At 74.3% G+C, this 22755-nt stretch carries 20 protein-coding genes and 1 pseudogene; 14 read left to right on the plus strand and 7 right to left on the minus strand.

Annotated elements, in window-relative coordinates:
- Positions 1–52: 52 nt before the first annotated feature.
- Complete coding sequence (locus LG634_RS06480) at positions 53–4780, minus strand: hypothetical protein (RefSeq protein ID WP_226732659.1); 4728 nt, start codon at positions 4778–4780, stop codon at positions 53–55.
- 145 nt (positions 4781–4925) lie between these two features.
- Here LG634_RS06480 and LG634_RS06485 point away from each other — a divergent pair, with 145 nt between their 5' ends.
- Positions 4926–5246 (plus strand): WhiB family transcriptional regulator, encoded by a 321-nt coding sequence (locus LG634_RS06485; protein WP_226732660.1) that lies wholly within the window; start codon positions 4926–4928, stop codon positions 5244–5246.
- A gap of 42 nt (positions 5247–5288) precedes the next feature.
- Here LG634_RS06485 and LG634_RS06490 read toward each other — a convergent pair whose 3' ends face one another.
- A complete protein-coding gene (locus tag LG634_RS06490; protein ID WP_226732661.1) occupies positions 5289–6098 on the minus strand; it encodes a hypothetical protein in 810 nt (269 codons plus the stop codon).
- A 169-nt stretch (positions 6099–6267) separates the two neighbouring features.
- Here LG634_RS06490 and LG634_RS06495 point away from each other — a divergent pair, with 169 nt between their 5' ends.
- Positions 6268–7371 carry a hypothetical protein gene (locus tag LG634_RS06495; RefSeq protein WP_226732662.1) on the plus strand — a complete coding sequence of 368 codons (1104 nt, stop codon included), beginning with the start codon at positions 6268–6270 and terminating at the stop codon, positions 7369–7371.
- 188 nt (positions 7372–7559) lie between these two features.
- Here LG634_RS06495 and LG634_RS06500 read toward each other — a convergent pair whose 3' ends face one another.
- From LG634_RS06500 to LG634_RS06510, 3 genes and pseudogenes are all read right to left on the minus strand, one after another.
- Positions 7560–7775 carry a hypothetical protein gene (locus tag LG634_RS06500; protein ID WP_226732663.1) on the minus strand — a complete coding sequence of 72 codons (216 nt, stop codon included), beginning with the start codon at positions 7773–7775 and terminating at the stop codon, positions 7560–7562.
- Positions 7776–7987: 212 nt separating this feature from the next.
- Positions 7988–9211, minus strand: a complete 1224-nt coding sequence (locus tag LG634_RS06505) for an alpha/beta hydrolase family protein (protein WP_226732664.1) — start codon at positions 9209–9211, stop codon at positions 7988–7990.
- A gap of 178 nt (positions 9212–9389) precedes the next feature.
- Positions 9390–10208 (minus strand): annotated as a pseudogene (locus LG634_RS06510) (SDR family oxidoreductase); the annotation flags it as partial.
- A gap of 331 nt (positions 10209–10539) precedes the next feature.
- Here LG634_RS06510 and LG634_RS06515 point away from each other — a divergent pair.
- From LG634_RS06515 to LG634_RS06525, 3 genes are all read left to right on the plus strand, one after another.
- A complete protein-coding gene (locus LG634_RS06515) occupies positions 10540–11961 on the plus strand; it encodes a S8 family serine peptidase (protein WP_226732666.1) in 1422 nt (473 codons plus the stop codon).
- Positions 11962–12182: 221 nt separating this feature from the next.
- Entirely contained in the window at positions 12183–13655 is a 1473-nt protein-coding gene (locus LG634_RS06520) for a S8 family serine peptidase (RefSeq protein WP_226732667.1), read from the plus strand.
- A gap of 96 nt (positions 13656–13751) precedes the next feature.
- The gene (locus tag LG634_RS06525; RefSeq protein WP_226732668.1) at positions 13752–14420 is read left to right on the plus strand and encodes a hypothetical protein; all 669 of its coding nucleotides are present in this window, start codon (positions 13752–13754) and stop codon (positions 14418–14420) included.
- A 15-nt stretch (positions 14421–14435) separates the two neighbouring features.
- On the opposite strand, the gene LG634_RS06530 is transcribed toward LG634_RS06525, so the two are convergent.
- Positions 14436–14618 (minus strand): hypothetical protein, encoded by a 183-nt coding sequence (locus LG634_RS06530; protein ID WP_226732669.1) that lies wholly within the window; start codon positions 14616–14618, stop codon positions 14436–14438.
- A 352-nt stretch (positions 14619–14970) separates the two neighbouring features.
- Here LG634_RS06530 and LG634_RS06535 point away from each other — a divergent pair, with 352 nt between their 5' ends.
- Positions 14971–15618: a hypothetical protein gene (locus LG634_RS06535; RefSeq protein ID WP_226732670.1), complete on the plus strand. Its 648-nt coding sequence runs from the start codon at positions 14971–14973 to the stop codon at positions 15616–15618.
- Between the two features lie 135 nt (positions 15619–15753).
- Here LG634_RS06535 and LG634_RS06540 read toward each other — a convergent pair whose 3' ends face one another.
- A complete protein-coding gene (locus tag LG634_RS06540; RefSeq protein ID WP_226732671.1) occupies positions 15754–16179 on the minus strand; it encodes a hypothetical protein in 426 nt (141 codons plus the stop codon).
- Positions 16180–16366: 187 nt separating this feature from the next.
- On the opposite strand from LG634_RS06540, the gene LG634_RS06545 reads away from it, so the two are divergent.
- The 8 genes from LG634_RS06545 (at position 16367) to LG634_RS06580 (ending at position 22660) form a co-directional block, all read left to right on the plus strand.
- Positions 16367–17419, plus strand: a complete 1053-nt coding sequence (locus LG634_RS06545; RefSeq protein WP_226732672.1) for a winged helix-turn-helix domain-containing protein — start codon at positions 16367–16369, stop codon at positions 17417–17419.
- Positions 17420–17421: 2 nt separating this feature from the next.
- Positions 17422–17667: a hypothetical protein gene (locus tag LG634_RS06550; RefSeq protein WP_226732673.1), complete on the plus strand. Its 246-nt coding sequence runs from the start codon at positions 17422–17424 to the stop codon at positions 17665–17667.
- The gene (locus tag LG634_RS06555) at positions 17664–18149 is read left to right on the plus strand and encodes a flavin reductase family protein (RefSeq protein WP_226732674.1); all 486 of its coding nucleotides are present in this window, start codon (positions 17664–17666) and stop codon (positions 18147–18149) included. The genes LG634_RS06550 and LG634_RS06555 overlap by 4 nt, the downstream gene beginning before the upstream one ends.
- Positions 18150–18203: 54 nt before the next feature.
- Positions 18204–19169 (plus strand): LLM class F420-dependent oxidoreductase, encoded by a 966-nt coding sequence (locus LG634_RS06560; RefSeq protein WP_226732675.1) that lies wholly within the window; start codon positions 18204–18206, stop codon positions 19167–19169.
- Between the two features lie 53 nt (positions 19170–19222).
- The gene (locus tag LG634_RS06565) at positions 19223–19897 is read left to right on the plus strand and encodes an HAD family hydrolase (protein WP_226732676.1); all 675 of its coding nucleotides are present in this window, start codon (positions 19223–19225) and stop codon (positions 19895–19897) included.
- Between the two features lie 133 nt (positions 19898–20030).
- Entirely contained in the window at positions 20031–21449 is a 1419-nt protein-coding gene (locus LG634_RS06570) for a hypothetical protein (protein ID WP_226732677.1), read from the plus strand.
- A 189-nt stretch (positions 21450–21638) separates the two neighbouring features.
- A complete protein-coding gene (locus tag LG634_RS06575; RefSeq protein WP_308072319.1) occupies positions 21639–21962 on the plus strand; it encodes an ATP-binding protein in 324 nt (107 codons plus the stop codon).
- A gap of 170 nt (positions 21963–22132) precedes the next feature.
- Positions 22133–22660, plus strand: coding sequence for a DUF5709 domain-containing protein (locus LG634_RS06580; protein ID WP_226732679.1), 528 nt, complete (start codon positions 22133–22135; stop codon positions 22658–22660).
- Positions 22661–22755: the final 95 nt, after the last annotated feature.

Here is a 22755-nt window from a genome sequence, read left to right on the forward strand (position 1 = left end):
CGGCCTCCGGCCCGACCCTTCCCGCCGGGTCCCGGGCGAAGTCGGACAGGATCTAAGCCGCACCCCCGGCGCCCGGCAGGACCGGCGTGCCGGCCGCCCGCCAGGCCTCGGCGAACAGCTCGTGCGGGGGGACCGGAGGCAGCAGGCGCAGGAACGGCAGGTCCGGATCCGGGGTTTCCGCCGTGGCTCCGTGGAGGTGGAGTTTGGCGGTCTCCAGCGGCAGGTGCGGGGCCTTCAGCTCGGTCCACGGTCCCGGCACGAACGCCGTCCGGCCCGCGCGCGGGCGCCGTCCGGTCTCCACCGCACCCGCCTGCGCCAGTTCCTCCTGAGCCTTCTTGTGCCGGGCCGGGGACCAGCCGTTCCAGCGGCGCACGTTCCGGTCGGTGGGCCGGGCCAGGGCCAGCAGCTGCAGGTACAACCCGGCCGCGTCGGTGCCCACCCCCAGCGCGGCGGCGGCTTCGGCCACCAGTTCCGGGACGGCGAGGGCCGGGTTCAGTTCGTGGCCGCCGGGCGGAACCGGGGTGTCGGCGGCGCGGGCGAGCATCCGCGCGAGGCCCCCGCCGCAGGCCGTCTCGACCCGGCGGACCGCGGCCGCGAGCCCGGGCAGTCCCAGGGACGCGCCCAAGTGCTCGGCCCGGCCGGCCAGGGCCGGGTCGGCGAGGGCGGCCGGCCGCAGGAACACGTCGCCCGCGGGCACCGACACCACGAACAGGCCGTCGTCGTGGGCGGTCGAGACCACCGTGTCCTCCCGGTACAGGGGACGGGGACAGGGCAGCACGGCACCCCCGTACGGAGAGAACGACGAATCCCCGGGCACGGCCCGGCCCAGCACGGGATGGCGGCCGAGCGGGACCAGGGTCCGCGGGTCGTCCATCCGGGCCCGCAGCGCCGTGTGCACCGCGGCGGCCCCGGCCGCGGCCGGATCGCCGACCGGCAGCTCGGTCAGCGCCCACGCCACCACGGACGCCGGGGCCGCGTGCACGGGGTGGTGCACGAACACCGGCCGGCCGGGGCTCCCGTCGGCCTCGGCGTGGTGGAGGGCGAGCCCGCCGTTCGGGGCGCCGACCAGCACCCCGGCGGCGCCCGGCACGTACCGGCCGGCGGCCTCCGGACCGCCTGTGAGGGCGAGCGCCCAGCCGGAGGCCAGCCCCAGATCGGCCTCCAGAGCGGCCGCGAGGTCCTCGTCGACGTACTCCGTGGTGCCGAGGAGCCCCGCCCAGGCCTCCGCCATCCGCGCGGCGGCCGCGGTCATCCCGTCCGGCTCCCACAGCTCGGCGGGGTCCTCCGGTACGCCCGCGGCGAGCACCGCCCGGCAGCCGGTGTCGCCGAGCCGGTGGCGCAGCCCGTCGTACTCCCGGACCACCGCCTTGCCCGCCTTGTACGGGGCCGCGCGCAGCGCCTTGAGGTGCTCGTCGTGGTTGCCGCGCTGCGGCAGCCCGCCGAGGACCAGCGTGGCGATCGACCGCCGGACGCCGGTACGTCGGGCGAAGGCCGCCACCGCCTCGGGCGGCAGCGCGAGCGGCCCGCGGCGGGCGACCAGGTCCAGCAGCCGCGGCAGCCGCGACGCGTCGTCCCGCGCGATGCTGCGGACCTCCCCGTCGCCAGCGGTGTCCGCCGTCCGCGGGTCCGCCGCCCGTGCCTCCGCGGCAGCGGCGCCGCCCGTGGACCCGCTACCCGTGGGGCGAGCAGCCGTCGGCCCGCCGTCCCCGCACGCGCTGCCCGCAGGCCCGTTCCCGGCCGGCCCGGCGCCCGCAGCCTCCGCCGGCCGTACGGCGTACCCGCCCGCGGACCCGCCGCCCTGCAGCCCCGTACGCCACCGGCTGCCGCGCGCGGCGAACGGCTGGCCGGCCCACGTCTCCAGCAGGGCCCCGAGCGCCGCGCGGTCCGCCTCGGACGTCGTGCCCACGGCGGCCCGCCACGCCACCGCGTCGATCGACCCCAGCAGCGCCGTCCACGGCGCCGGGGCCGCCGGCAGGGCCAGGCGGCGGGTCTCGTCGTCGATCTCGCCGCGCAGGTGCCGCCCCTCGGCCGCGACGGCGGTCAGGGTCGCCGGGTGTCCGCCGGGCACGTAGGCGCCGTACGGGCGGAGCTGCGGCAGCAGTCCGCCCAGGGCGGGCGCGAGCGCGGAGTCCGGGACGGAGGAGGGGAGTTCGACCCCCGGGCCCGCACGCATCACGGCCACGCGGCGGGACAGCTCCTTGCGCCGCCGCAGGACGTCCGCGGCCAGCAGCGCCGCCCGCACGACACCGTCCGCCACCCGTGGTTCGGACACCCCGGGCAGCAGCCCGGCGATGCGGTCCCGGAGTGCCGCGCGGTCCCCTTCCGCCTCGGTGGCGGCGTCGAGGAGGGCGCGCACGGCGTCCGCCCCGAGGGCGCGCAGCGCCGCGGACGAGGCGGCGTCCCGCGGGGCCAGGAAGTGCCAGAACGCGGGCGGCGGGAACGTGCCCACCCCGTGGCCCGAGGGCCGGTTCCGCGCACCCTCCCCGCCGGGGAAGCCGCGGGCCTCCCACAGCAGCGAGTTGTCCTCGGCGGCGTGGCAGCGGATCACCGTCTCGCCCGCCAGCACGGCGTCCTCGCCGCCCGCCGGCATCCGGATGACGCCCCAGGGCCGGCGGCCCGGACGCCGGCTGCGGTAGCGGGCGCGGCGGCCGTCGATGCCCTCCAGCAGGAACTCGGTCGGCGAGGGGCCCGCGTACGGGGTGCGGTGGAGCACCCGGCAGCCGGTGAGGACGCCGTCCTGGCCCAGCGGGGAGGCGGGGGCGTCCGGGGGGAGCGCGGCGAGCGTCAGCTGGTCCCCGAACAGGGCCGTGCCCGGCGGCGGTTCGGCCTCGTGGAACGCGGGAACGGAGGGTTCGGCGGCACGCGCCCCGGTCACCGGATCCACGCGCGCCCAGCCCTTCAGTCCCCCGAAGACCCTGGAACTCCAGATGCCGGTGCCGTCACCCATCTGGAAGTCGTGGTGGTCGACGCCCTCCCGGCCGCCGGGGCGCAGGACGCGCTCCCCGTCGTGGCGGCCGCCGCCGTCCCCGGTCTCGAACTGGTAGCCCAGACCGCCCTGGATGCTGCCGCCGTAGGGCCGCAGGCCGAAGGTCCGGTCGGGTACGAAGACGTCTTCGGGCCGGTCCGACCAGAACGACGGTCCGGTGAAGGAGTCGTCCGGGTCGGTGGACCAGCTGACCAGGAACCGGCCGCCCGCGTAGTGGACGACGTGGTGGTCGGCGTCCTCGGGCAGGGTGAAGCCGGCGGTGGCACGGACGGAACCCGGCGCGACGGCGACCGCCTTCGCACGTCCGTAGACGGTCAGCACGGGCCAGGTGCACGTCACCCCGGCCACCTCCTCGGGCGCCAGCGCGGCGACGGCCTCCTCCAGGGCGGGCCAGCCCAGTTCCTCCGGCAGGCCGGCGCGCAGCGCGCGGGCGAGCGGGCCGGTCCCGTCGAGGGCGGCGAGGGCCTCGTCGATGCCGTCGAGGGCGGTGGCGGTGGGCCGGTCCAGCAGCCCCGTCAACTCCTCCACCGCCTCGTCGGCGGCGGCCGGTCCACCGCCCGCCAGAGCGGAGAGCAGGCCCTCGACCCGGGCCTGCACCTCGGCGGCGATGCCCGGGTTCTCCGGCAGCCGGGTGATCGCGGTGCCGCCGCTGCGCAGCCCGGCGTGCACGGTGCCCTCCAGCCGCGGCCCGAACGACGGGTCCGTGGCCAGGGCCAACAGATTCCGGCGGGACCGGTCGCCCCAGAAGGCCAGCCCGACCGTCGGGCCCGGGTCGACGACGGCGATGCCCTCGGCGAGGCAGAGGTCGAGCAGGTCCGCGTCGAGGCCGGGCCACTGCCGGCGGTCCTCGTGCAGGACGACCGGCGTGCCGGCGGCGCGCAGCCGTGGCGCGAACCGGGCGACCAGGTCGAACAGTTCCTCCGGCACGGGCTGCCGGATCACCCCGCCGTAGGCCACCGGGCGGTGCGAGTAGGCGAAGGTGTAGCGGCCGAGCCAGGCCGCGATCCCGCCCGCGGGCGCGATGCGGCCCGCGGCGACCGCGTCCGCGGCTCCGGAACGCAGCAGCACCCGGAGCCAGGCGGCCGCGTCGTTCCTCGACTCGGGGAAGACGTCGAGGAGCCCGGCCAGGACCTCGTCGTCCTGCGGGTGCTCGGCGAGCAGGGCGGCCACCCCGTCGAGCAGGGTGTCCGGCACGGCCTTCCCACGGGCCGCGCCGACCGTCCGGGCCAGCACGGCGGCGACCGCGGAGTCCCCGAGGCCGGCGGCGTGCGCCGAGACGCGCAGCCGGCGGGCCAGATCGGCCGGGAGCTCACCCGGCGAAGCCGTCCACGCGGCCAGCACCCGTACGTACTCCTCGTGCGCGTCGGCCGGCTCCGACACGGCGGCCAGCCACGCCTGATGCCCGCTCAGCTCCTTGACCGGCAGGGCCCCGGCGCCGGCCAGGAGCGCGACGTTGCGGCGCCGCCACTGCGGGTCCACCGGCAGGTCGTGCTCCCGCTCCGCCGCCCGCGCCAGCGTGTACGCCCGGCCGGCGGCCCGGGTGTCCCACGAGGCGAAGCGGTGCGCCACCGTGTCCCAGAACCAGGGCAGATGGGCCGCCGGAAGCGGGCGGGCGAGACGGGTCAGCTCGTCGAGGGCGCGGCCGGCCTTCGGATACGCCCGCGAGATCCGGTCGCCCACGGCAGCCAGCACGCTGCGCGCGGCCTCCTCCGCGTCCGGCCCGTGCGAACGGGCCCAGTCCGCATAGGAATCGGAGCGGCGGGGATCGGACGGCAGCGGCACGGAGACGTTCATGAACCGATCCTGGCACGCCCCACCGACACCGCCGGCGCCCGCTCCCCTCGGAGCCGGGCCGAAACGCGGAGGTTTCAGGAGGCGCACCCGGGCGAGACGCGCCTTCGACAGGAGTTCCGGCCGACCGAGTTGAGAGGAGTCCGCCGTGTCGACCACATCGCGGCTGCCGGGAAGTGCGGCGCACCAGTGGACGTGGCAGGAGCGTGCCGCCTGCCGGGAACTGGGCCCGGACAGGTTCTTCCACCCTGCGGGGGAGCGGAGCGAGGACCGCGATGCCCGCGACCGGGCCGCCAAGGAAGTCTGCGCGGGGTGCCCCGTCAGGCGTGCCTGCCTGCGCCACGCACTGCAGGTCCAGGAACCGTACGGCGTGTGGGGCGGCCTGACCGAGGAGGAGCGGCGCCCCCTCTACGCCCACGCCGCACTCGCCGCCCGCCCGGCCGCGAGCGCGGCGGGACGCCCCGAGTGAAGACCGCCGGGCGCCCCCGGCGAAGAGGGCCGGATGGCCCCGTCACGTCGTGGGACCACCTGCACGCCGGCCGGCGTGAGGCGCGGGGGAGTCCGAGGCCCGCTCGAACGTGCCGCGCCATGCTGCCGTGAGCTCGGCCGCCCCGTGCGCGTCCACGAGATCCGGAGCGCCGAAGGCCATGGCGGCGTCGAGAAGAGCACCGAGGGCGGCGCGCCAGGCAGGAGCCGTCACCTCGTCACCGTCCTCGTCCACCGTGAACGCCTCGTCACCGCCCCGCAGCCGCGCGCTCTCGCGGACCACGCGGGACAGCACCGTGAACCCGTGTCCGATCGGTGACCGGGACCGTCCGGCGCCCGGCACGGCCAGCGTCCATGCGTGCGGCCGGCCCCGGTAGGGCGCCCCGTTCGGCTGGTCGGCGAGCCACCGTTCCCACGCCGCACCGTAGGCCTGGTCGGCCGTCGTGCTCCGGAGGGACGCGAGCCGGTGCGCCCCCTCGCCGTCCAGGGCGCGTCCCGCCTCGAGCACGCGGAGCACGGCCTTCCCGTGGCCTCCGAAGAGCAGCGCGGGGGACAGTTCCTCCACCAGGTCGACGGCGACGGCACGGGTGAAGGCGGCCCCGGAACGCAGGTTACCGGCAGCCAGAGCCGCCGCGGCCCGTTCCCTGTCCGTCGACGGAGGAACGACCTCGGCCCGGAACAGCCGCCCCGGCCAGCGGACGACCAGCACGCCCTCCAACTCCTCGTCCACGACCAGCCAGGGCGGCTCCAGCGACGGGACCCTGATCCGTGCCCCCACCGCGGCCCCCTGGAGATGCCCGGGAGCCTCGTGATCGACGTACATGTACCCGGCCATTGCTCTCCCCCGTGCCTGACTCCGATGTGGTGGGCCGGAATCTACGCGGGAGGCGGGGGCGGAGGTGCGGGTGGGTTCCCCGTTCGTCGGGCTGTACCCGGAGTGGGATTTCCGCTCCGGGGCCTGCAGGTCCTGGCGCCGTGCCGGTGTGTCCGGTGACAATGTGGCGGTGATCGACGCCTTGTACGAGGCGCTGGACTTCCTCGTCACCTACAAGAGGTCCAGCCGGAGTGCTCGCAAGCAGGAACTGCAAGCAGAGTTCATTCGCGCCTTCGGGCCAAGGCGCGTTCGGAGCGTGCTTGTCGGTGACGGCTATGCACTCCGGTTCGCAGAAGCGCAGGCGGGCTCCTTCTCAAACACGATCTTGTCCCTCTCGGCGTTGCAGCAACACGACCAGGCTCCGTTCGTCGTCGTCGTCGTTCGTCGGGACCGACTGGACTTCCTGCTTGCCAACTCGACGATGCTGAAGAAGGTGAGCCACAGCTCGAGGGACCTTCGGATCGGCCGCGTTCGCGGGAGCTTCAACGGCAGCGACATCCTCCGGGAGTACGGCGAACTGCCCAACATCCCGGCCAACTTCGGGGCACTGTTCGCACTCCACGCCGCTTTCACCTGGGATGACAACGTCGAGCGCCTCGTAGAGGCGACCAATGCCATCGTCCCGCGGGACGTCCGCTTCCACCCCGGCACCGACGATCAGGCACTGATTCTGGCGGCCCCGAGCCGTGCTGCAGCGGCTTTGGCCTCTCAGGACTTCGCTGCCATCGGCCACGACCTCGTCACCGCAGTGAAACACCATCGCCAGTCCATCCTCAGGCTCGCCGCGCTCGACAACGTCAACCTTCGCGGCAACGGGATCGAGCAGCTCATCACGGGAGACGGATCCGCGCACCGGCTCGACGATCTTGAGCGTCGGTACGGGAGCACTCTGCTCTCCATCGACATCAAGACCAAGCTGCTGGACCGCGCTTCCGCGCCGAAGGCGTACAACGTCGACAAGATGCTGCGGTTCCTCGCGAAACCCGACACCGTCGCCGCAGTTCTCGTCATCGGCATCGACGTGGGTGGCCAGGATGTCCGCGCCATGCTGGTTCCCGTCCTCGAAAGGTCCCTTCTCGCGGCGACGAGGATCCAGCACCACTGGGCGGGCCGAGGCTCACGTGGGGTCACCCAGCTCTCCGGCCCGTTCGGCCAGGTGTTCGAGAGTGGCTACGGCCCAACCGTTCCCCTCGACCAGGCTCGTGAATTCCTAATAGAGCTCATCGCCCTCTGAGCGCCACCGCGATCGTCCGGCCGCCGGCGCCCAGGGCCGCAGCCGACGCCGCAAGGACCACGGTGGGCCGGCTCTTCGCGGCGGCTCTGCAGCGGCGCAACGAGGTATGGCTCTCCCGGGTCGTGCGCCCGGCTCAGGCGATCAGACCGATTGGGGCGTTGCCCGCCTGTCTGCGGTCACCGGACCGCTCAGGTGTCGCGGCGGGTCTCGTCCACCACCGGGAGGGCGGCCGGCACACGGCGCCTGCGCAGGACGCTCGAGTACACCAGGAGCCCCAGCAGCCCGGCGGCCATCATGATCAGGCCCACGGCGTCCAAATTGACGCTCTCCAGCTTCCAGTCGCTCGCGAAGGTGAGGACGGCCCCCACCACGATCAGGGCGATGCAGCCGCCTATGCCAGCCATGAGTGTCCCTCCTCGTCGGGTCGGGCAGCGGACGGATACGCCGACCGCGCGGGCCGCAGTCCCGGCCCGCTGAACGACGTACGGCACGTGCCGCGCGCGAAGTGCGCAGTCCCGTCCGCTCCCCGAACAACCGTCATGCGCCGCTCCTGCCCGCCCGCGGCGGTCTGAAGCACGAGCAGGCCACGCAGGGGCCGACCGGCCGGAAGTCCCCCTCAGGGAAGGAAGGTCACCGCCGGGAAGGCCGGGGACGGCCCGTCCAGGAGGTGCCCGGGACGGTGGCGCAGGTGCTCGTCGAAGAACGCGCGCGGATACGCCTGCTGGATCTTCACCGCCTGGTCGGGATCGAGGGTGCCGATCACGCGTTGGAGCTGCTGCTCGCTCCATCCGAGCCGCTTCGCCACCTGGGGGAACAGCGCCTCGTTGTCGCCGTACGAGATGTGCGCGGCGCCCTCGGCCCGTATGTCCAGCCGCCAGCCCCGCAGTTGGGACCAGAACGCGGCGGCCGCGGGATGCGTGGCACGGGCGAACTCGGCGGACATCGTCATGAACGGCCGGTGCAGGTCACCGGCCAGCGGCGGTTGCATCTGCATCGGGGCGTCGAGGCTCAGCCCGGCACGGATGCGCCCGTCCGCGAGCATGGCGCAGGCGGTGGCCGTGCCGCCCTTCGACCAGCCGAGGGCGCCGACGCGCCGGGGGTCGAGGGAGCCGAGGAGCCCGGCCGGCAACCTGCTGCGGCCGACGTCCGGATTGCACCCGGCAGCGAGCTGCTCGACACAGTCGACGGCGAAGCGCAGATCGGCGGCGAAGTCCCCGGGGTACGTCGGCGCCTGGCTGTCGTCGAGGGGGACGGCGATCCGGCCGTCGGGGAACTCCGTGTACGTGTCGTACTGGTGGGCCAGGGTCACGACCGCGTACCCGTGACTGGCGAGCTCCTGGACCACGATGGTGTGGTCGCCCTCGTGGCTGTGCGCACCGTGCGAGAACACGACGACGGGCAGCCGCCGGCCCGTTCGCCGCACCGGAGCCCCCAGGCGGCCGGCCGTGAGCGGCCCCGCGGAGGCCAGCTCGCCCAACCCGGCATCGGTGACGAACGCCTTGAACGCGCCGTCCGGCATCCAGGGCGCCAACGGGTGGCGCCCGACGTCCCGGGCGGGGTACCAGACGGTGGCCATCAGCTCGCGGAAACGCCCGGGGCCCGCGATGACGTCCGGACGCGAGCGGTCGACCAGGTGCAACCGGACCGTACCCACCGGGTGCGGCCCGGTCGGCGCGGGCAGCGTGAGCCGCGCCCCGGCGGAGGCGGGAACCTTCCGGGCCACGGGCGTGCCGGCCCAGGCCGGCCCGGCAACGGCGGCGAGTGGCACGGCGGCCAGCGCCGCGCCCACAATGCTGCGGCGCGTCACGCCCTGCCGACCGGCTAACTGCGTGGTGTTCATGAGAGCTCTCCCCCGTGGTGACGGATCGTCAACCATGCCGCAACGGCCGTTCCGTGGGCACAGGGGAACCCTGCCAGACCACCCTCCCCTTCAGCATCAGCCCACGGTTCTACACCCTGGGTCTGAGCCCGGGCACCGGCCGCCGCAGCCACCCGCCCGCCCTGCCGCCGGGGGCAGGTCAGTCGCCGCCGTCGCTGCCGGACCCGCCGCTGAACCCACTGCTGCGGCTGCCGCCGCCCCACATGCCGCCGCGGCGCTTCCGCTGCGTCCCCCCGCCCGCGATGTGGAGCAGGAATGCGATCACGATCACCGCAGGGGTGATCAGGGATTCGAGCACGGGATCCTCCCGGAACCGCCGGCCACGCATGCGGTCGCACCGTGTGTGACGACGATGCCCGCCGAAGGCCCCGGGCCGAAACCGAGTTGAGGAACTCCAGAGCTTCACCTCCGGTGCGCAGAGGCGGCCACCGCCGTGCGGAACCCGACCGCTTCGGCGACGGTGCGGATCACTCCGGAGCGAAGGCGCCGGGAGCAGAACCGCCCGGCCGCCCTCACAGAGCGCACGGACGGCGAACTTGGTGGCGCAGTAGACGGCGGCGGTGGGCACCACCTCGTACGCCCCGACGGAGGCGACGTTCACGATGTGCCCGCCGCCCTGGGCGCGCATCACCGGAAGGGCTGCGGCGATCCCGTACAGGACTCCCCGCAGGTTCACGTCGATCACCCGGTCCCGGTCCCGGACCCTGACTTCCTCCAGCGGCGACAGCGGCATGATGCCGGCGTTGTCGACCATCACGTCCACCCGCCCGTAGAGGTCGCGTGCCGCCCGGACGAACGCCTGCACGTCGGCCGCGTCGGTGACGTCCAGCCGCCGGGCCGCAGCCGTGCCGCCCGAGTCGGCGATCTCCGCGGCGAGCGCGTCGAGACGCCCGGTGCGGCGTGCTCCCAGGAGCACGCCGTGGCCGTCGGCGGCGAGCCGGCGGGCGGTGGCCTCACCGCCCGGATCCGGCTGCCGCGCGCCGGGTGACTCCCGACCTGCGCACGCTGATCGACGGCTACCGCGCCACCCCCTGCGCTCGTCATCGGCCCGGCCCTCGACACCCCGACCGCCGAAGCCCTCCGCCTCCTCCGCTCCGCACACGCCACGTCCCAACAGGCCGCCCGGAGCCGGTGAGCCGGCCGGTCACGGTGGGCGCCGCGGTCTCCCTGTCACTCCGGGCGGGTGAACTCGCCGACGGTTCCGTTGGCACAGGCGGCCCGGGCGCTGCCGATCAGGTCCGATGGCAGTCGCAACCCGCTGACCGTCCGGCCATCCGACAGGAGCAGGTGTGAGGAGACGCGTGCGTTCCGCGCTGCTGGGCCCTTCCGTGCTCGCCCTGCTCGCGGCGGTCGCCGCCGCCCCGACGGCTGCGGGCGTGCAGGGGCAGCGGGATCCAGCAGAGGCGTACATCGTGGTGCTCCAGGACGAGGCAGGGGACCCGGCCGCCGTCTCGAACCGGCACGCCCGGCGCTACGGGGCGGCGGCAACAGCCGTGTTCCGGCACGCCCTGAAGGGCTACGCGGTGCGGCTGACGGAGACGGAGGCCGCCGGCCTGCGGACCGAACCCGGCGTGCGGTTCGTCAGCAAGCAGCGCCACTACCGGCTCGGCCCGCCCCGGAGCAGGACCCCGGCCGGCTGCCGGGCCGCCACGGGCGAGGAGCAGTGCCTGCCCGAGTGGGCCGACCGCGTCGAGGCCGACCGCTCCTCCGCCCGTTCGGGCGACGGCAGGGGCACCGTGACGGGTGTCGGCGTCGCGGTCATCGACAGCGGTATCCAGGGCACCCACCCCGACCTCGACGTCCGCGGCGGGGTGGACTGCCTCACCGGCAGTCCGGAGATTCCCGGGACCAGCCTGAACGCCCCCGACCCGCACGGGACGGAGGTCGGTGGGGTCATCGGCGCGAAGGACAACGGATTCGGCGTGGTCGGGATCGCTCCCGGAGTGCCCTTGTGGGCGGTCAAGGCGTTTCCCGACGACCCCACGCAGCTCGGTACGGACGAGGCCGTCCTGTGCGCGATCGACTGGGTCACCTCCACCCGCACCGACACCGACCCGGCCAACGACATCCACGTCGCCAACATGAGCTTCACCGCTGAGCCGGGCGCACAGGAGCAGGACGACGAGGCGTGCGGCACCCGGAACGCCGACCCCTTGCACCTGGCGGTGTGCCATGCGGTCCGGGCCGGAGTCACCTTGGTGGGCGCGGCGGGCAACGTGGGCCAGGACCTGGCCCGGCGCGGCCCGGCCGCCTACCAGGAGGTCATCACCGCGACCGCGATGGCCGACTTCGACGGCAGGCCGGGGGAGCGTGGGCGGTCCGACTGCCACGGCGTCGACCTGGGCGCGTTCGGGGAAGAGGACGACCAGGCCGCCCTGGAGTTCAGCAACTTCGCCCGGTCCGCGCGCGACCGCCGGCACACGGTGGCTGCCCCGGGGGTGTGCATCTTCACCACCAGCTCCGCCCCCGAAGCCCCGTACACGGCCGTGGACGGCACCAGCTTCGCCTCGCCGGTGATCGCCGGCACCACGGCCCTGTGCATCGCACACGGCCCGTGCGGGCGGTCCACCCCCGCCCGCAATCTGCGCACGATCGTCGACGACTCCGCCCGCCACAGCCGCCACCACACCGCGTATGGCTACGAAGGCGACCCCCACACCCCCTTCCCGGGCCGGTACTACGGGCCGCTCGTCCACGCCGGCGGCTACTAGGGGTGTTGCGAACGTCCCGCACGGCACCCACGGCGCCCGGCACGCACTCTCGCCGCACCGGCCGAAGCCCCGAGTACGCCCGGTACGAGGACCTTCGCCCGGCACGCCGAGAGCACGCACCGGACACCGCGGGCACCGCGGGCACCGCACAGGACCTTCGCAACACCCCCTAGACCTCCGTCGGCCCCAGAACCGGCCGCGGGCGCAGGACAGGAGCAAGCATGACCCTTCCCCGGCGTTCGACCGCGCTGACCACCACCACACTCGCGCTCGCCCTGGCCCTGGGCACCGGCGGCCTCCAAGCGAACGCGACGGGCGACGGGCCTCCGGCCCGGGCCGATGCGGGCGACCCGACCGCTCGGTACATCGTCGTCCTCCCGGACGACGCCGACCCCACCGCACTCTCCGACCGGCAGACCCGCAGGCTGCGCACCACCCGGACGGCGATCTTCCGACACGCCCTCAAGGGCTACGCCGCCGAACTCACCGTCTCCCAGGCCGCCGAACTGCGCCGCGACCCGGCCGTCCGCTTCGTGGCGGCCGAACGCTCCTACCAGCGCACCGAATCCGGTGCCCCGGCGGTACCCGCGACGGGCACGCCCCGCACCGCCGGACGTTGCACGACGGCCACCGACCTCACCCGCCGGCAGTGCTTGCCGATGTGGGCCGATCGCATCGACGCCGAGAAGTCCTCGGTGCGCTCCGGTGACGGCCGGGGTCCCGCACCGGACGTGAACGTCGCGATCGTCGACAGCGGCGTCGCCGGGGACCATCCCGACCTCGACGTCCGCGGCGGTGCCGACTGCCTCACCGGAACTGCGGAACTGCCCGGGACCGCCCTGTCGGACCCCCTGCAGGTCGGGACCGCCAAGGCCGCGATCATCGGCGCCCGGGACAACGACCGGGGCATCGTCGGCGTGGCGCCGGGAACCCCGCTGTGGCCGGTGAAGGTCTTCGCCGACGACGGCCGGCCCGCCTCCGACAGCCAACTGCTGTGCGCCCTCGACTGGCTCGCCTCGACCCGGGCGGACACCACCCCCGCCAACGACATCGCCGTGGCCCACCTCGGCTTCACCCGCACACACTTCTTTCAGCAGCCGGACGACGGCCGGTGCGGAACCCTCAACCAGGACGCCCTCCACCTCGCCGTCTGCAACACGGTCCGGGCAGGCGTGACCCTCGTCGCCTCCGCCGCCAACTTCAACGTAGGCTTCGCCATGACGACCCCGGCCGCGTACGACGAGGTCGTCACCACCACCGCGATGACCGACTTCGACGGCAAACCGGGTGGCAAGACCTCCCCCACCTGTCAGGGGGAGGACCTGGCCACCTTCGGATACCTCGACGACCAGGCCGCGATCCCCTTCAGCAACTTCGCGCGGTCCGCAGCCGACCGACGCCACACCGTCGCCGCCCCCGGGATCTGTCTGGAAACGGCGCCCGACCCTGCCGACCCCGCCCCCGCCCTCTACGCCGGCGCGGGCCTGGCCGCCGCGATCGCCACCGGGGTCGCCGCGCTGTGCGTGGAGGCCGGCCGGTGCGGACGAGCCACCCCGGCCAAGAACGTACGCACCCTCGTGGACGACGCCGCCGCCCACGGCCGGCACCACCCCGGATACGGCTTCTACGGAGACCCCCGCCACCCCATCAGAGGCCGCTTCTACGGCCCCCTGCTCTCCGCAAGGCTCTACTGATCCCGTTGTCATCCGGCGCACGGTCACGTGGACACACGCGCCGGAGCCGCGGCCACCCACGCCCCCGCTGTCGGCAGCGTCCGACACACTGGCCGCATGGAGAACCACGAGGAACACGACGGCTCGGTCGACCCGCGCGCGCTGCTGGAGCGGACGGACTGGGACGCCGTGTACCACTGCTGCTGGGACATGGCTCCGCCGACCGAGGACATCCTGCTGCGCCTCTTCGCCGACGACGCGGCCGAACAGGGCCACGCCCTGCGGGAGTTGAGGGAGGCGGTCTGGCGGGGAAACGTCGTGTCCAGTGCCACCGCACCGGCCGTGTCGTTCGTCGCTGCGGTCCTCGGTGATCCCAGGACCCTGGTCCCGGTCACCGACCGGACACCCGACGAGGAGCGCGAGCAGGGCACCCGGATCCGCTTCCCGCTGCGCGCCGGCCTGCTCGACTGGCTCGGCGACGTGCTGGAGGACGCCGCCCGCCAGCAGGGCTGCGCGTACGGCGACGAGGAGGACGTCGAGGCCGTGCTCGCCCAGGCCCCCGCCCTCCACGACGCCGTCCGGCCCTTCCTCGACGACACGTCCCCCGACGTCCGCGAGGCGGCCCTCGGTGCGTTCCTGCCCCTGCTCTCCCTCCCCGCCCTGACGGGCCGGATACCGGAACACCGGGACCGCGTACGCCGGCTCTCCCGCAGCGGCGGGCGGCACCGGGCGCGGGCCGTGGACACCCTCGCCTTCTGGGGCGAGGACCTCTCCACCGTTCTGTGACCGGGACGGCCGGGCTCAGGTGTTGGCGGCGCCGTAGTGCAGGGCGCCGCCCTGTGGGAGCAGGTATCCGATGTCGCGCCTCTGCGGCAGCCTTCCCTCCAGCGCCGATGCGTCGGTGCAGCCGGAGACCTCGAAACCGATGACCCCGAGACTGAAGGGGGCGTTCTTGGTGGCGTCCCGCAGCGGGTTCTCGGCCACGCGGCGCGCACCACCGCCGGCAACGCCTGGTCCGCCCCGGCCGTCCTGCCCGGCTCGGCCCGCGCCCCCGAGCGGCGGTACATGGCCGGGGTGAACGCCGCCGTCGCGGCCGGCTCCGGCGGCTCGGCCGCGGCGGTCTGGCGGCGGGACGCGCGGACCCTCCACACCTCGGACACCCTGGAATCCCTGTCCGTGACGGGCTCCGCCGTCCCCGCGAGGGCCGTGCTCAACGCGAAGGCCACCGGCACCGCCTGGGCCCCGGCCTGGGCCCTGAACCGGCCCGCGGCCTCGTGGTCGGTCACCCTGACCCGACGCCGAGAGGGGCACGGAAGTCCGCACCTTCGGCGGCAGCGTGCAGGGCCGGAAGATCACGGCGGCCTGGAACGGACGGACGAACAAGAAGGCCATCACCCCGAACGGGCCGCTCACGTGGACGCTGAAGGCCACCCCGGCCGGCGGCACGGTCCCGGTCTTCCTCGCGTCGGGCCCGGTCACCGTGTCCGGCGGCGCGGCCGTGTTCCGCGACCACGGCGCGAAGACCGGCGCCCCCGACGGCACCGGCGACGTCATGTCCGTGAACGGCACCACCCTGCGCACCGCGTACGGGAACTCCGGCACCGACGACTTCAGCGGCAGCGTGACCACCACCGGCTGGCCGAAGGGCTTCCGCCCCGTCCCCATGGGCGACATGGACGGCGACCGCTGCAACGACACCCTGGTCCGCTTCCCCGACGGCGAGATGCGCCGCTACACCCCCGCCTGCGGGGCCGCCCTCAAGCCGGCGACCATCCACAAGGTCCTGGGCAAGGGCTGGAACGCGTACGACCTCATGACCTCGCCCGGGGACGTCAACAAGGACGGACGCCCCGACCTGGTCACCCGCGATCCCAAGACCGGCGTCCTGTACCTGTACCTGTACACCACCACCGCTTCCGGGATCCTGGCTCCCCGGGTCTCCCTCGGCGCCGGCTGGCAGGTTTACACCGGCGGCATCCACTAGGCGTATCCACCACGGGTGTTGTCGGCGCGGGCCCGGCCCTGCGCACGGCGCAGCCCCGGCAGGCCGGTCCCCGATCAGGACCGGCCACGTCTGCCGGGGGCTGCGCCTAAGACCACTGCCGCGCTGCCGAAACCGCTACCTCACCGACCTGCAGTTCACCACGCTGCCGTTGTCCACGTCGCAGATCCGGAACCGCAGGTCCTTGACGGGGCCGGCGTCCTCGAGGGACACGGTCCCCGGTGAGCTCTTGACGGTCTCCCAGTTCAGGTCGAGCCAGTACCCGGCCACCGGTGAGGTCCACACCCACCGCAGTCCCTTGTACTGGAGGGCGAGACCGTACGCGCAGGTCTTCTCCAGGGTCAGGTGGCCCTCCGTCCGGTAACCCGTCTGACTGTCGTACGTGCCGGTCTTGAACCACCGGTAGTCGCCCCGCGCCGAAGCGCACGAGGTGTTCCCGCTGATCGGCGCGGCGTACGCGGACGTGGGCAGCGCCAGGGTGATGACCGCCGCACCCGCGGCGGCGATCGAACTCGCCGCGAGGGACTTCCTGTACCGCTTCACGCGTTCCTCCTCGTCTCGGCACCCCTGCACTCCGGGGTGGTGGTGGGGCGCTCGGTGTGAGGAAGCGCCCTGACGAACAGGGTTCATTCGGGGCGGCAGCGAAATCGACTCGTTTCGGTCTGCCCCGAAACGAGGCCGGGGGGAAGCCTTTCGAAAGGGGCAGGGGCAGGGGCAGGGGCAGGGGGAGATGGGAGTGCTGCGACTGCACTTCACCGCGGAGGACCTGTCGCGGGTGAAGATCAACGTTCTGGGCCCGCTCGCGGAGACCGCCCTCGGCTTGTGGAACCTCCAACGGCGTGACGCCAAAGTGCTGTTCGGCGGCTGGCGGGCGCGCACGGGCCGGCTCGTCACCGGGGACGGGCCGTACGTCGCCACGTTCCTCGGCTCGCCGGCCGGGGGACTGGTGGACCTGTTCACCCTGCTGGGGGCCGCAGGCAGCATGGCCGAGGGGCTGGACCGGCTCCTCGGTGCACCGCAGGGGCGTCTGCGCGAGGAGTTCGCCGTCTGCTCGACCGCCGGCAGGCGACGGGCACCGTGGCTCTCCGGGCTGGTGGCCGCCGAGCGCCGGTCCGTGGAACGGCTCGCCGCCGCGCTGCAGGACTGCCACGAGGCGGCAGTCGCCTCGTACTGGGGACGCATCCACAGCCACCTGGACGGCGAGGTGGCGCTCCGGGGACGGCTGATGGTGCAGGGCGGGGTGACGGCACTGCTGGAGAGCCTGTGCCCGATGGCCCTCTGGAAGCCGCCCGTACTGGAGGTCCCCGACTACCGGCCGCTCTTCCACCCGGTCGCCGACTTCCACCTGGCGGGCCGCCCGCTGGTCCTGGCCCCGTCGGTGTTCTGCGGGCCGGTTCCGCAGCTGTTCGCCGGCCCGTACGCCGATGCCGTGGTCATGGTGTATCCGGCGCTGCACAATCCGGTCGACGCAGCCGGTCTGTGGGCTCCTCCCGGTGTAGCACGCCGGGCCGATGCCCCGGTGCCCCCTGCCCTGTCCGCGCTGCTCGGCCGCACCCGGGCGGTGGTGCTGTGCGTGATAGCCGACCATCCCGCGTGCACGACGACGCAGCTGGCCCGCAGGGCGGGGATATCACCGGCCAGCGCCAGCGAGCACGCCACCACCCTGCGCGGCGCCGGACTGACCGCCCTCACCAGGGAACGGAAGGCCGCCCTCCACACGCTGACCCATCTCGGACTCGCCCTCCTCAACACCGGCTCGCAGGGCGCCCCCGGAAGCGGCTGAGCGTGGACCTCGGGGACCAGGACCGGAAGGTGCTCGTCGTCGTCCTCAGCCACACCCCCGGCGCCCCGGCGGACGCGGTGCCGAACGACGTGGCCGCCCTCGAGACCGTGGACGCCGCCGGCACGGACTGCGGCCCCGACGGGCGCCGCGTACGATCCTCCGAAGACCGGCCGGGTTCCGGATGCCGAGCCTTCGGAGGGGCAGGCGCGGGTCATGGCGGTCACCCGGCTGGCAAGGAGGCGCTGTGACGGATCTCGACCCCTTCACCGATGATCTCGACGGCCCGGTGCACGTGGTCACCGCCGCGTCCGGCGGCGAGCGGGCGGGCTGCCTGGTGGGCTTCGCCTCGCAGTGCTCCATCGACCCGCCGAGGTTCACCGTATGGCTGTCGACGGCCAACCGCACCTACCGCGTCGCGTGCCGGGCCGAGTACCTCACCGTGCACCTCCTCCGCCGGCAGGACCGTGCGCTCGCCGAGCTCTTCGGAGGGGAAACGGGCGACCGGACGGACAAGTTCGCGCAGGTCGCCTGGCGGGCGGGCACGTCGGGCAGTCCGGTCCTGGAGGTTCCCACCTGGTTCACCGGCCGGATCGAGGGGCGCATCGACGGCGGCGACCACGTGGGCTTCCTCCTCGCACCCGTGGACGTGTGCCCGCCGTCCGAGGGCCCGCCGCCGCCCCTGCTCCGGTACCGCGAGCTGGCGGACCTGGAGGCCGGCCACCCGGCCTGACGCGGCGGACACTCCGGTACGTTTCATCGGGGCCGCAGCGGTAAGGCGCCCCCCATGGTGCGATTCGGGTACACGATGATGACCGAGCAGGCCGGGCCCAGGGAACTGGTCGGCCACGTGGTGGGCGCCGAGCGGGCGGGATTCGACTTCTCCGTCATCTCCGACCACTCCTTCCCCTGGCTGGAAGCCCAGGGACACGCGCCGTACGCATGGAGCGTCCTGGGCGCCGCCGCGCAGGCCACCACCCGTATCCCCCTCATGACGTACGTGACCTGCCCGACCTTCCGCTACCACCCCGCGGTGATCGCCCAGAAGGCCGCCACGATGCAGCTCCTGTCCCAGGGGCGCTTCCGGCTGGGCCTGGGCTCGGGCGAGAACCTCAACGAGCACATCGTCGGCGCGGGCTGGCCCGCGGCCCACGTCCGCCTGGACCTGCTCGAAGAGGCCGTGGAGATCATCCGCTCCCTGTTCGGCGGCGGGACCGTCAGCCACCACGGCGCTCACTTCGACGTCGAGAACGCCCGCCTCTGGGACCTCCCCGACGTTCCGCCCCCGATCGGGATCGCCGTGTCCGGAGACCGCTCCTGCGAGCTGGCGGGCCGCCACGGCGACCTGCTCATCGCCACCGAACCGAAGCAGGAGCTGCTGGCCGCCTTCGACGCCCACGGAGGCTCCGGCAAGCCGCGCGTGGGCCAGGTCCCCGTCTGCTACGACCCCGACCGCGACGCGGCCGTGGCCAGGGCGCACGACCAGTTCCGCTGGGCACTGGGCGGCTGGAAGGTCAACGCGGAACTCCCCGGTCCGGCCTCCTTCACCCAGGCCGCCCGGCACACCAGGCCGGAGGACGTCGCGGACGCCATCCCCTGCGGCGACGACGTGGACGCGTTCGTCGACGCGGTACGCCCCTACGCCGAAGCCGGCTTCACCGAGATCGCCCTGGTACAGATCGGCGGCGACCGGCAGGAACCCTTCCTGGACTGGGCCGCCACCAAGCTGCTCCCGGCCCTGGGCGAGCTGTGAGGGCGTCCGCCGCCGTGAGCGGCACCGAGAGCCGAGGACCACGGGAGGCGGACATGAACCGTGCCGCTCTGTTCGACGTCGACGGCACCCTCGCCGACACCAACCACCTGCACGTCGTCTGCTGGTGGGAGGCCCTGCGGCAGGCCGGGCACGACGTCGCGATGCACGACATCCACCGCGCGATCGGACTCCCCGGCGAGGACCTCCTCGCACACCTCCTCGGCGAGGACCGGGACCGGAGCGAGGACGACGGGCTCGGCGCCGCCCACACCACCCTCTACGGGACGTACTTCGACCGCCTGCCCCCGCTGGACTCGGCGGGCGACCTCCTGCGCGAACTCGACGGACGGGGCTGGCGGGTCGTGCTCGTGACCTCCGCCGGGGACGACGAACTCGGCGCCCTCAGACGGGCCGTCGACGCCGACGACGCCATCACCGCGACGGCGAGCTCCGACGACGTCGAGGAGGGCAAGCCCGCACCGGACCCGGTGCACCACGCCCTCGACCTCGCCGACGCACCCGCGCACAGTGCCGTGTTCGTCGGCGACACCGTCTGGGACATGCAGGCCGCCTCCCGCGCCGGCGTCACGTGTGTGGGGCTGCTCAGCGGCGGCATCCCGCAGCGCGACCTCGAAGCGGCCGGCGCCCGGGCCGTCTACCGGCACCCCGCCGACCTGCTCGCCCACCTCGACACCAGCCCGTTCAACGCGGGCCGCACGGCGGCCTGAGTGTCACCGCGCTGCCCGGGTGGCGTCGGGGGATCCGGGACGTGCCCAACGTGCCCAACGTGCCCAGGGAATTGACTGTTCGTCATTTTGTTAGGCTCGGCGCTCTTTGATCATTCTTTGTGAGGGAGCACCCATGCGCGTGACGAAGACGACGGCCGCTCTGGCCGCCGTGCTGACGGCCGCCCTGCTGGCCGGCTGCAGCGACGCGCCGAGCACGGACGACACCCGCCGTCCCGGCGGCACGGCGAGCGGGGACGCGAAGCCACCGGCCAGACTGGCCGTGCCGCCGGCCTACGACGGTGCCGAGGGGTGGGACGAGTCCCTGCCCTGGGTCCCGGAGCACGCGGAGCCGCCCGTGGCGGTCCTGCCGGGTGCCGCGGCGGTGGCCGTGCTGACGGTGGGTGACGCCGGCGGCTTCGCCGTGCGGACCAGGGCCGCCGGCACCGGAAAGGTCCTCTGGACCTCGGCGGTCTGGACCCCGCCGCTGCCGCTGGAGTACGCGGACAAGGACGACATCCCCACCGTGCTCGGCGTCGAGCAGGACGGCCGGAGGTTCGTCGTCGTGTCCGCGCACGGCACGGTCGGCAAGGACGACCTGCACGAGGGCACCGAGGTGATCCGCCTCGCCGTCTTCGACGCCGCCGACGGCCCCGCCACCGGCCGCAAGCCGCTGCGGGAGATCGACGTGCCCGTGCAGGTGAAGGCGGACAACGACGGCTGGCGGGTGAGCGCGGACGGCGGCCGGGTCCTGGTCGCCCACGGCGGCCACGGCCGCTACCCGAGGTGGGGGTCCGCCGTCGACCTGGCCAGCGGCAAGGTCACCTCGTACGGGCACCCCGCCGGGCTGCTGAAGCAGTGCGAAGGGAAGTCCCTGGAATGCGGCTGGAGCCGCGTGGTCGCAGCCGGCCCGAAGGGCCCGCTGGTCGGCCTCGGCCACGGTTTCGGCGTCCCGGGCGTCTGGTTCAGCGACGCCGTTCTGCCGCCGGGTGCCGCGCGCACGGGCTCCTTCGGCTTCTCCGAGGCCTGGAACGGTGACGTCTACGGCGTGGCCGGCGGCCGGTTCGTCGCCCAGTGGCACGGCACCGAGAAGAACGGTTCGGACGGGCCGACCGTGTGGTCCGTGCACGAGGTCGGCTCCGGCAGCCTGCTCGCCCGGACCGAGTGCGCCTACGAGGAGTTCCCCACCGGCACCTCCCAGGGCAACTCCCGCGACTACCCGGTCGTCGCCTCGCCCTCGGGCCGCTTCCTCGCCGCCGGCCCCGTCGCCTTCGACCTGGAGCGCAAGCAGGGCGTCTGCCTGCAGGGCGACGGCAACCGCAAGACGATCGCGGTGGGCGCCATCGCCGATGACGGCACCGCCTACGGCACGGTCGAGGGCGACGCCTCCGACCGGGTGACCGTGCGGCTCGACCTGAGGACGGCGACCGGTGACGCCAAGGTGCTGGGCGCCGGGGTCGAGATCCCGCAGCACACCTCGGCGGCCGGCTCGGGCCTCTTCGTCACCCGTGACGAGAACGAGAACCTGCTCGTCGCAGGGCGTCCGCTCCGCTGACCCCGGCCGGCACCGGACCGGGCCGGGTGGAGTTGCGGGGCGGGGACGCGGGCAGGCGCAGGGTCGGGGTCGGGGTGCGTTGTCCGGCGAGTGCGAGAGGAGGTGGGGATGGAATCCGCGGTACGACGACACTGTGAGTGCGGTGGTGCGGGTGCACCCGCACGGGCGCGGGACGAGGTGCACGGCCTCGTGGAGGACGTGCTGCTGTCCGGCCACCGGGTCCCGGCCGAGGCGGAGGCCGCCGCCCTGCTGGTGGTGAGTGAGCTGGTCACCAACGCGGTCCGCCACACCCGCGGCCCCTGCGCCCTGGACGTCACCTGGGCGCCGGACGGCATCGACATCGACGTCACCGACACCAGCTCCACCCCGCCCCGTCTGCGTCCGCTGGACCCGTCCGGGGCCGAGGGCGGCTACGGCTGGCGCATCGTCCGGACCCTGGCCTCCGAGGTGGCCGTGCGCCCGGTGCGCGGGAACGGCAAGACGGTCCACGCCCATGTGCCGCTGTCGGCATGAGGCCCGCCGGACCACCGGCCCGCACCGCCTGGCGTGCGGGTCCGGATTCGGGGAAGACGCGTGTCCGAGCGGAGTCCGTCCGGGCGCCGGACGGTCCGCGGCAGGACTTCGTACGGTCCGCCCCGACGCGCGAACGGCGGCCGGAGAGCTTCGGAAGGGAGGCGCAGCCCATGAGCGAGAGCGAAGCCCGGGGCGACGACGTGTACCAGCCGGCGGAGGAAGCCGAGCCCGGCGAGTTGCAGCCGGACATGGCGAACGCCCTCGGCGAACCGGACCTGGACCAGACCCTGGACACCGGCTACGCGCCGCCTTCGCGTCCCCGTGCGGTCGCCCGGCACGGCACCACCGCCGGGGAGCAGTACGCCGGGGAAACCCTCGACCAGCGGCTCGCGCAGGAGGAGCCGGAACCGGCCGGTGGCGATGCGTACCGCGGTTCGGAAGCCGTTCCGGGAGAGGACCTGCCCGCCGCCGACGGGCACGGCGGCGACGGCCGGGAGGAGGACATGAGCGGCGATCCGCACGGCGACGCGTCCACGGCGGGCCGGGAACGGTCCGGCCGGATGACCTCGGCCGGGGAAGGCCCGCCGGATCGGCACATCGCCGTCCTGGCCCGCGACGCCGGGGTCGACGGCGGAGCCGCCTCCGCGGAGGAGGCGGCCGTGCACGTGATCGAGGAAGCACCGGGCGAGCGACCGTAGCCGTACGGCCCTCCTGCGGATCGCCGTCACCGGCACCGCCCTTCCCGGCCCTCCGCCCGAACCCGAACGGCTTGAGCAGCCCCGCCGGACCCCCG

It is taken from the genome of Streptomyces bambusae, assembly GCF_020532645.1.
Classification (GTDB): domain Bacteria; phylum Actinomycetota; class Actinomycetes; order Streptomycetales; family Streptomycetaceae; genus Streptomyces; species Streptomyces bambusae.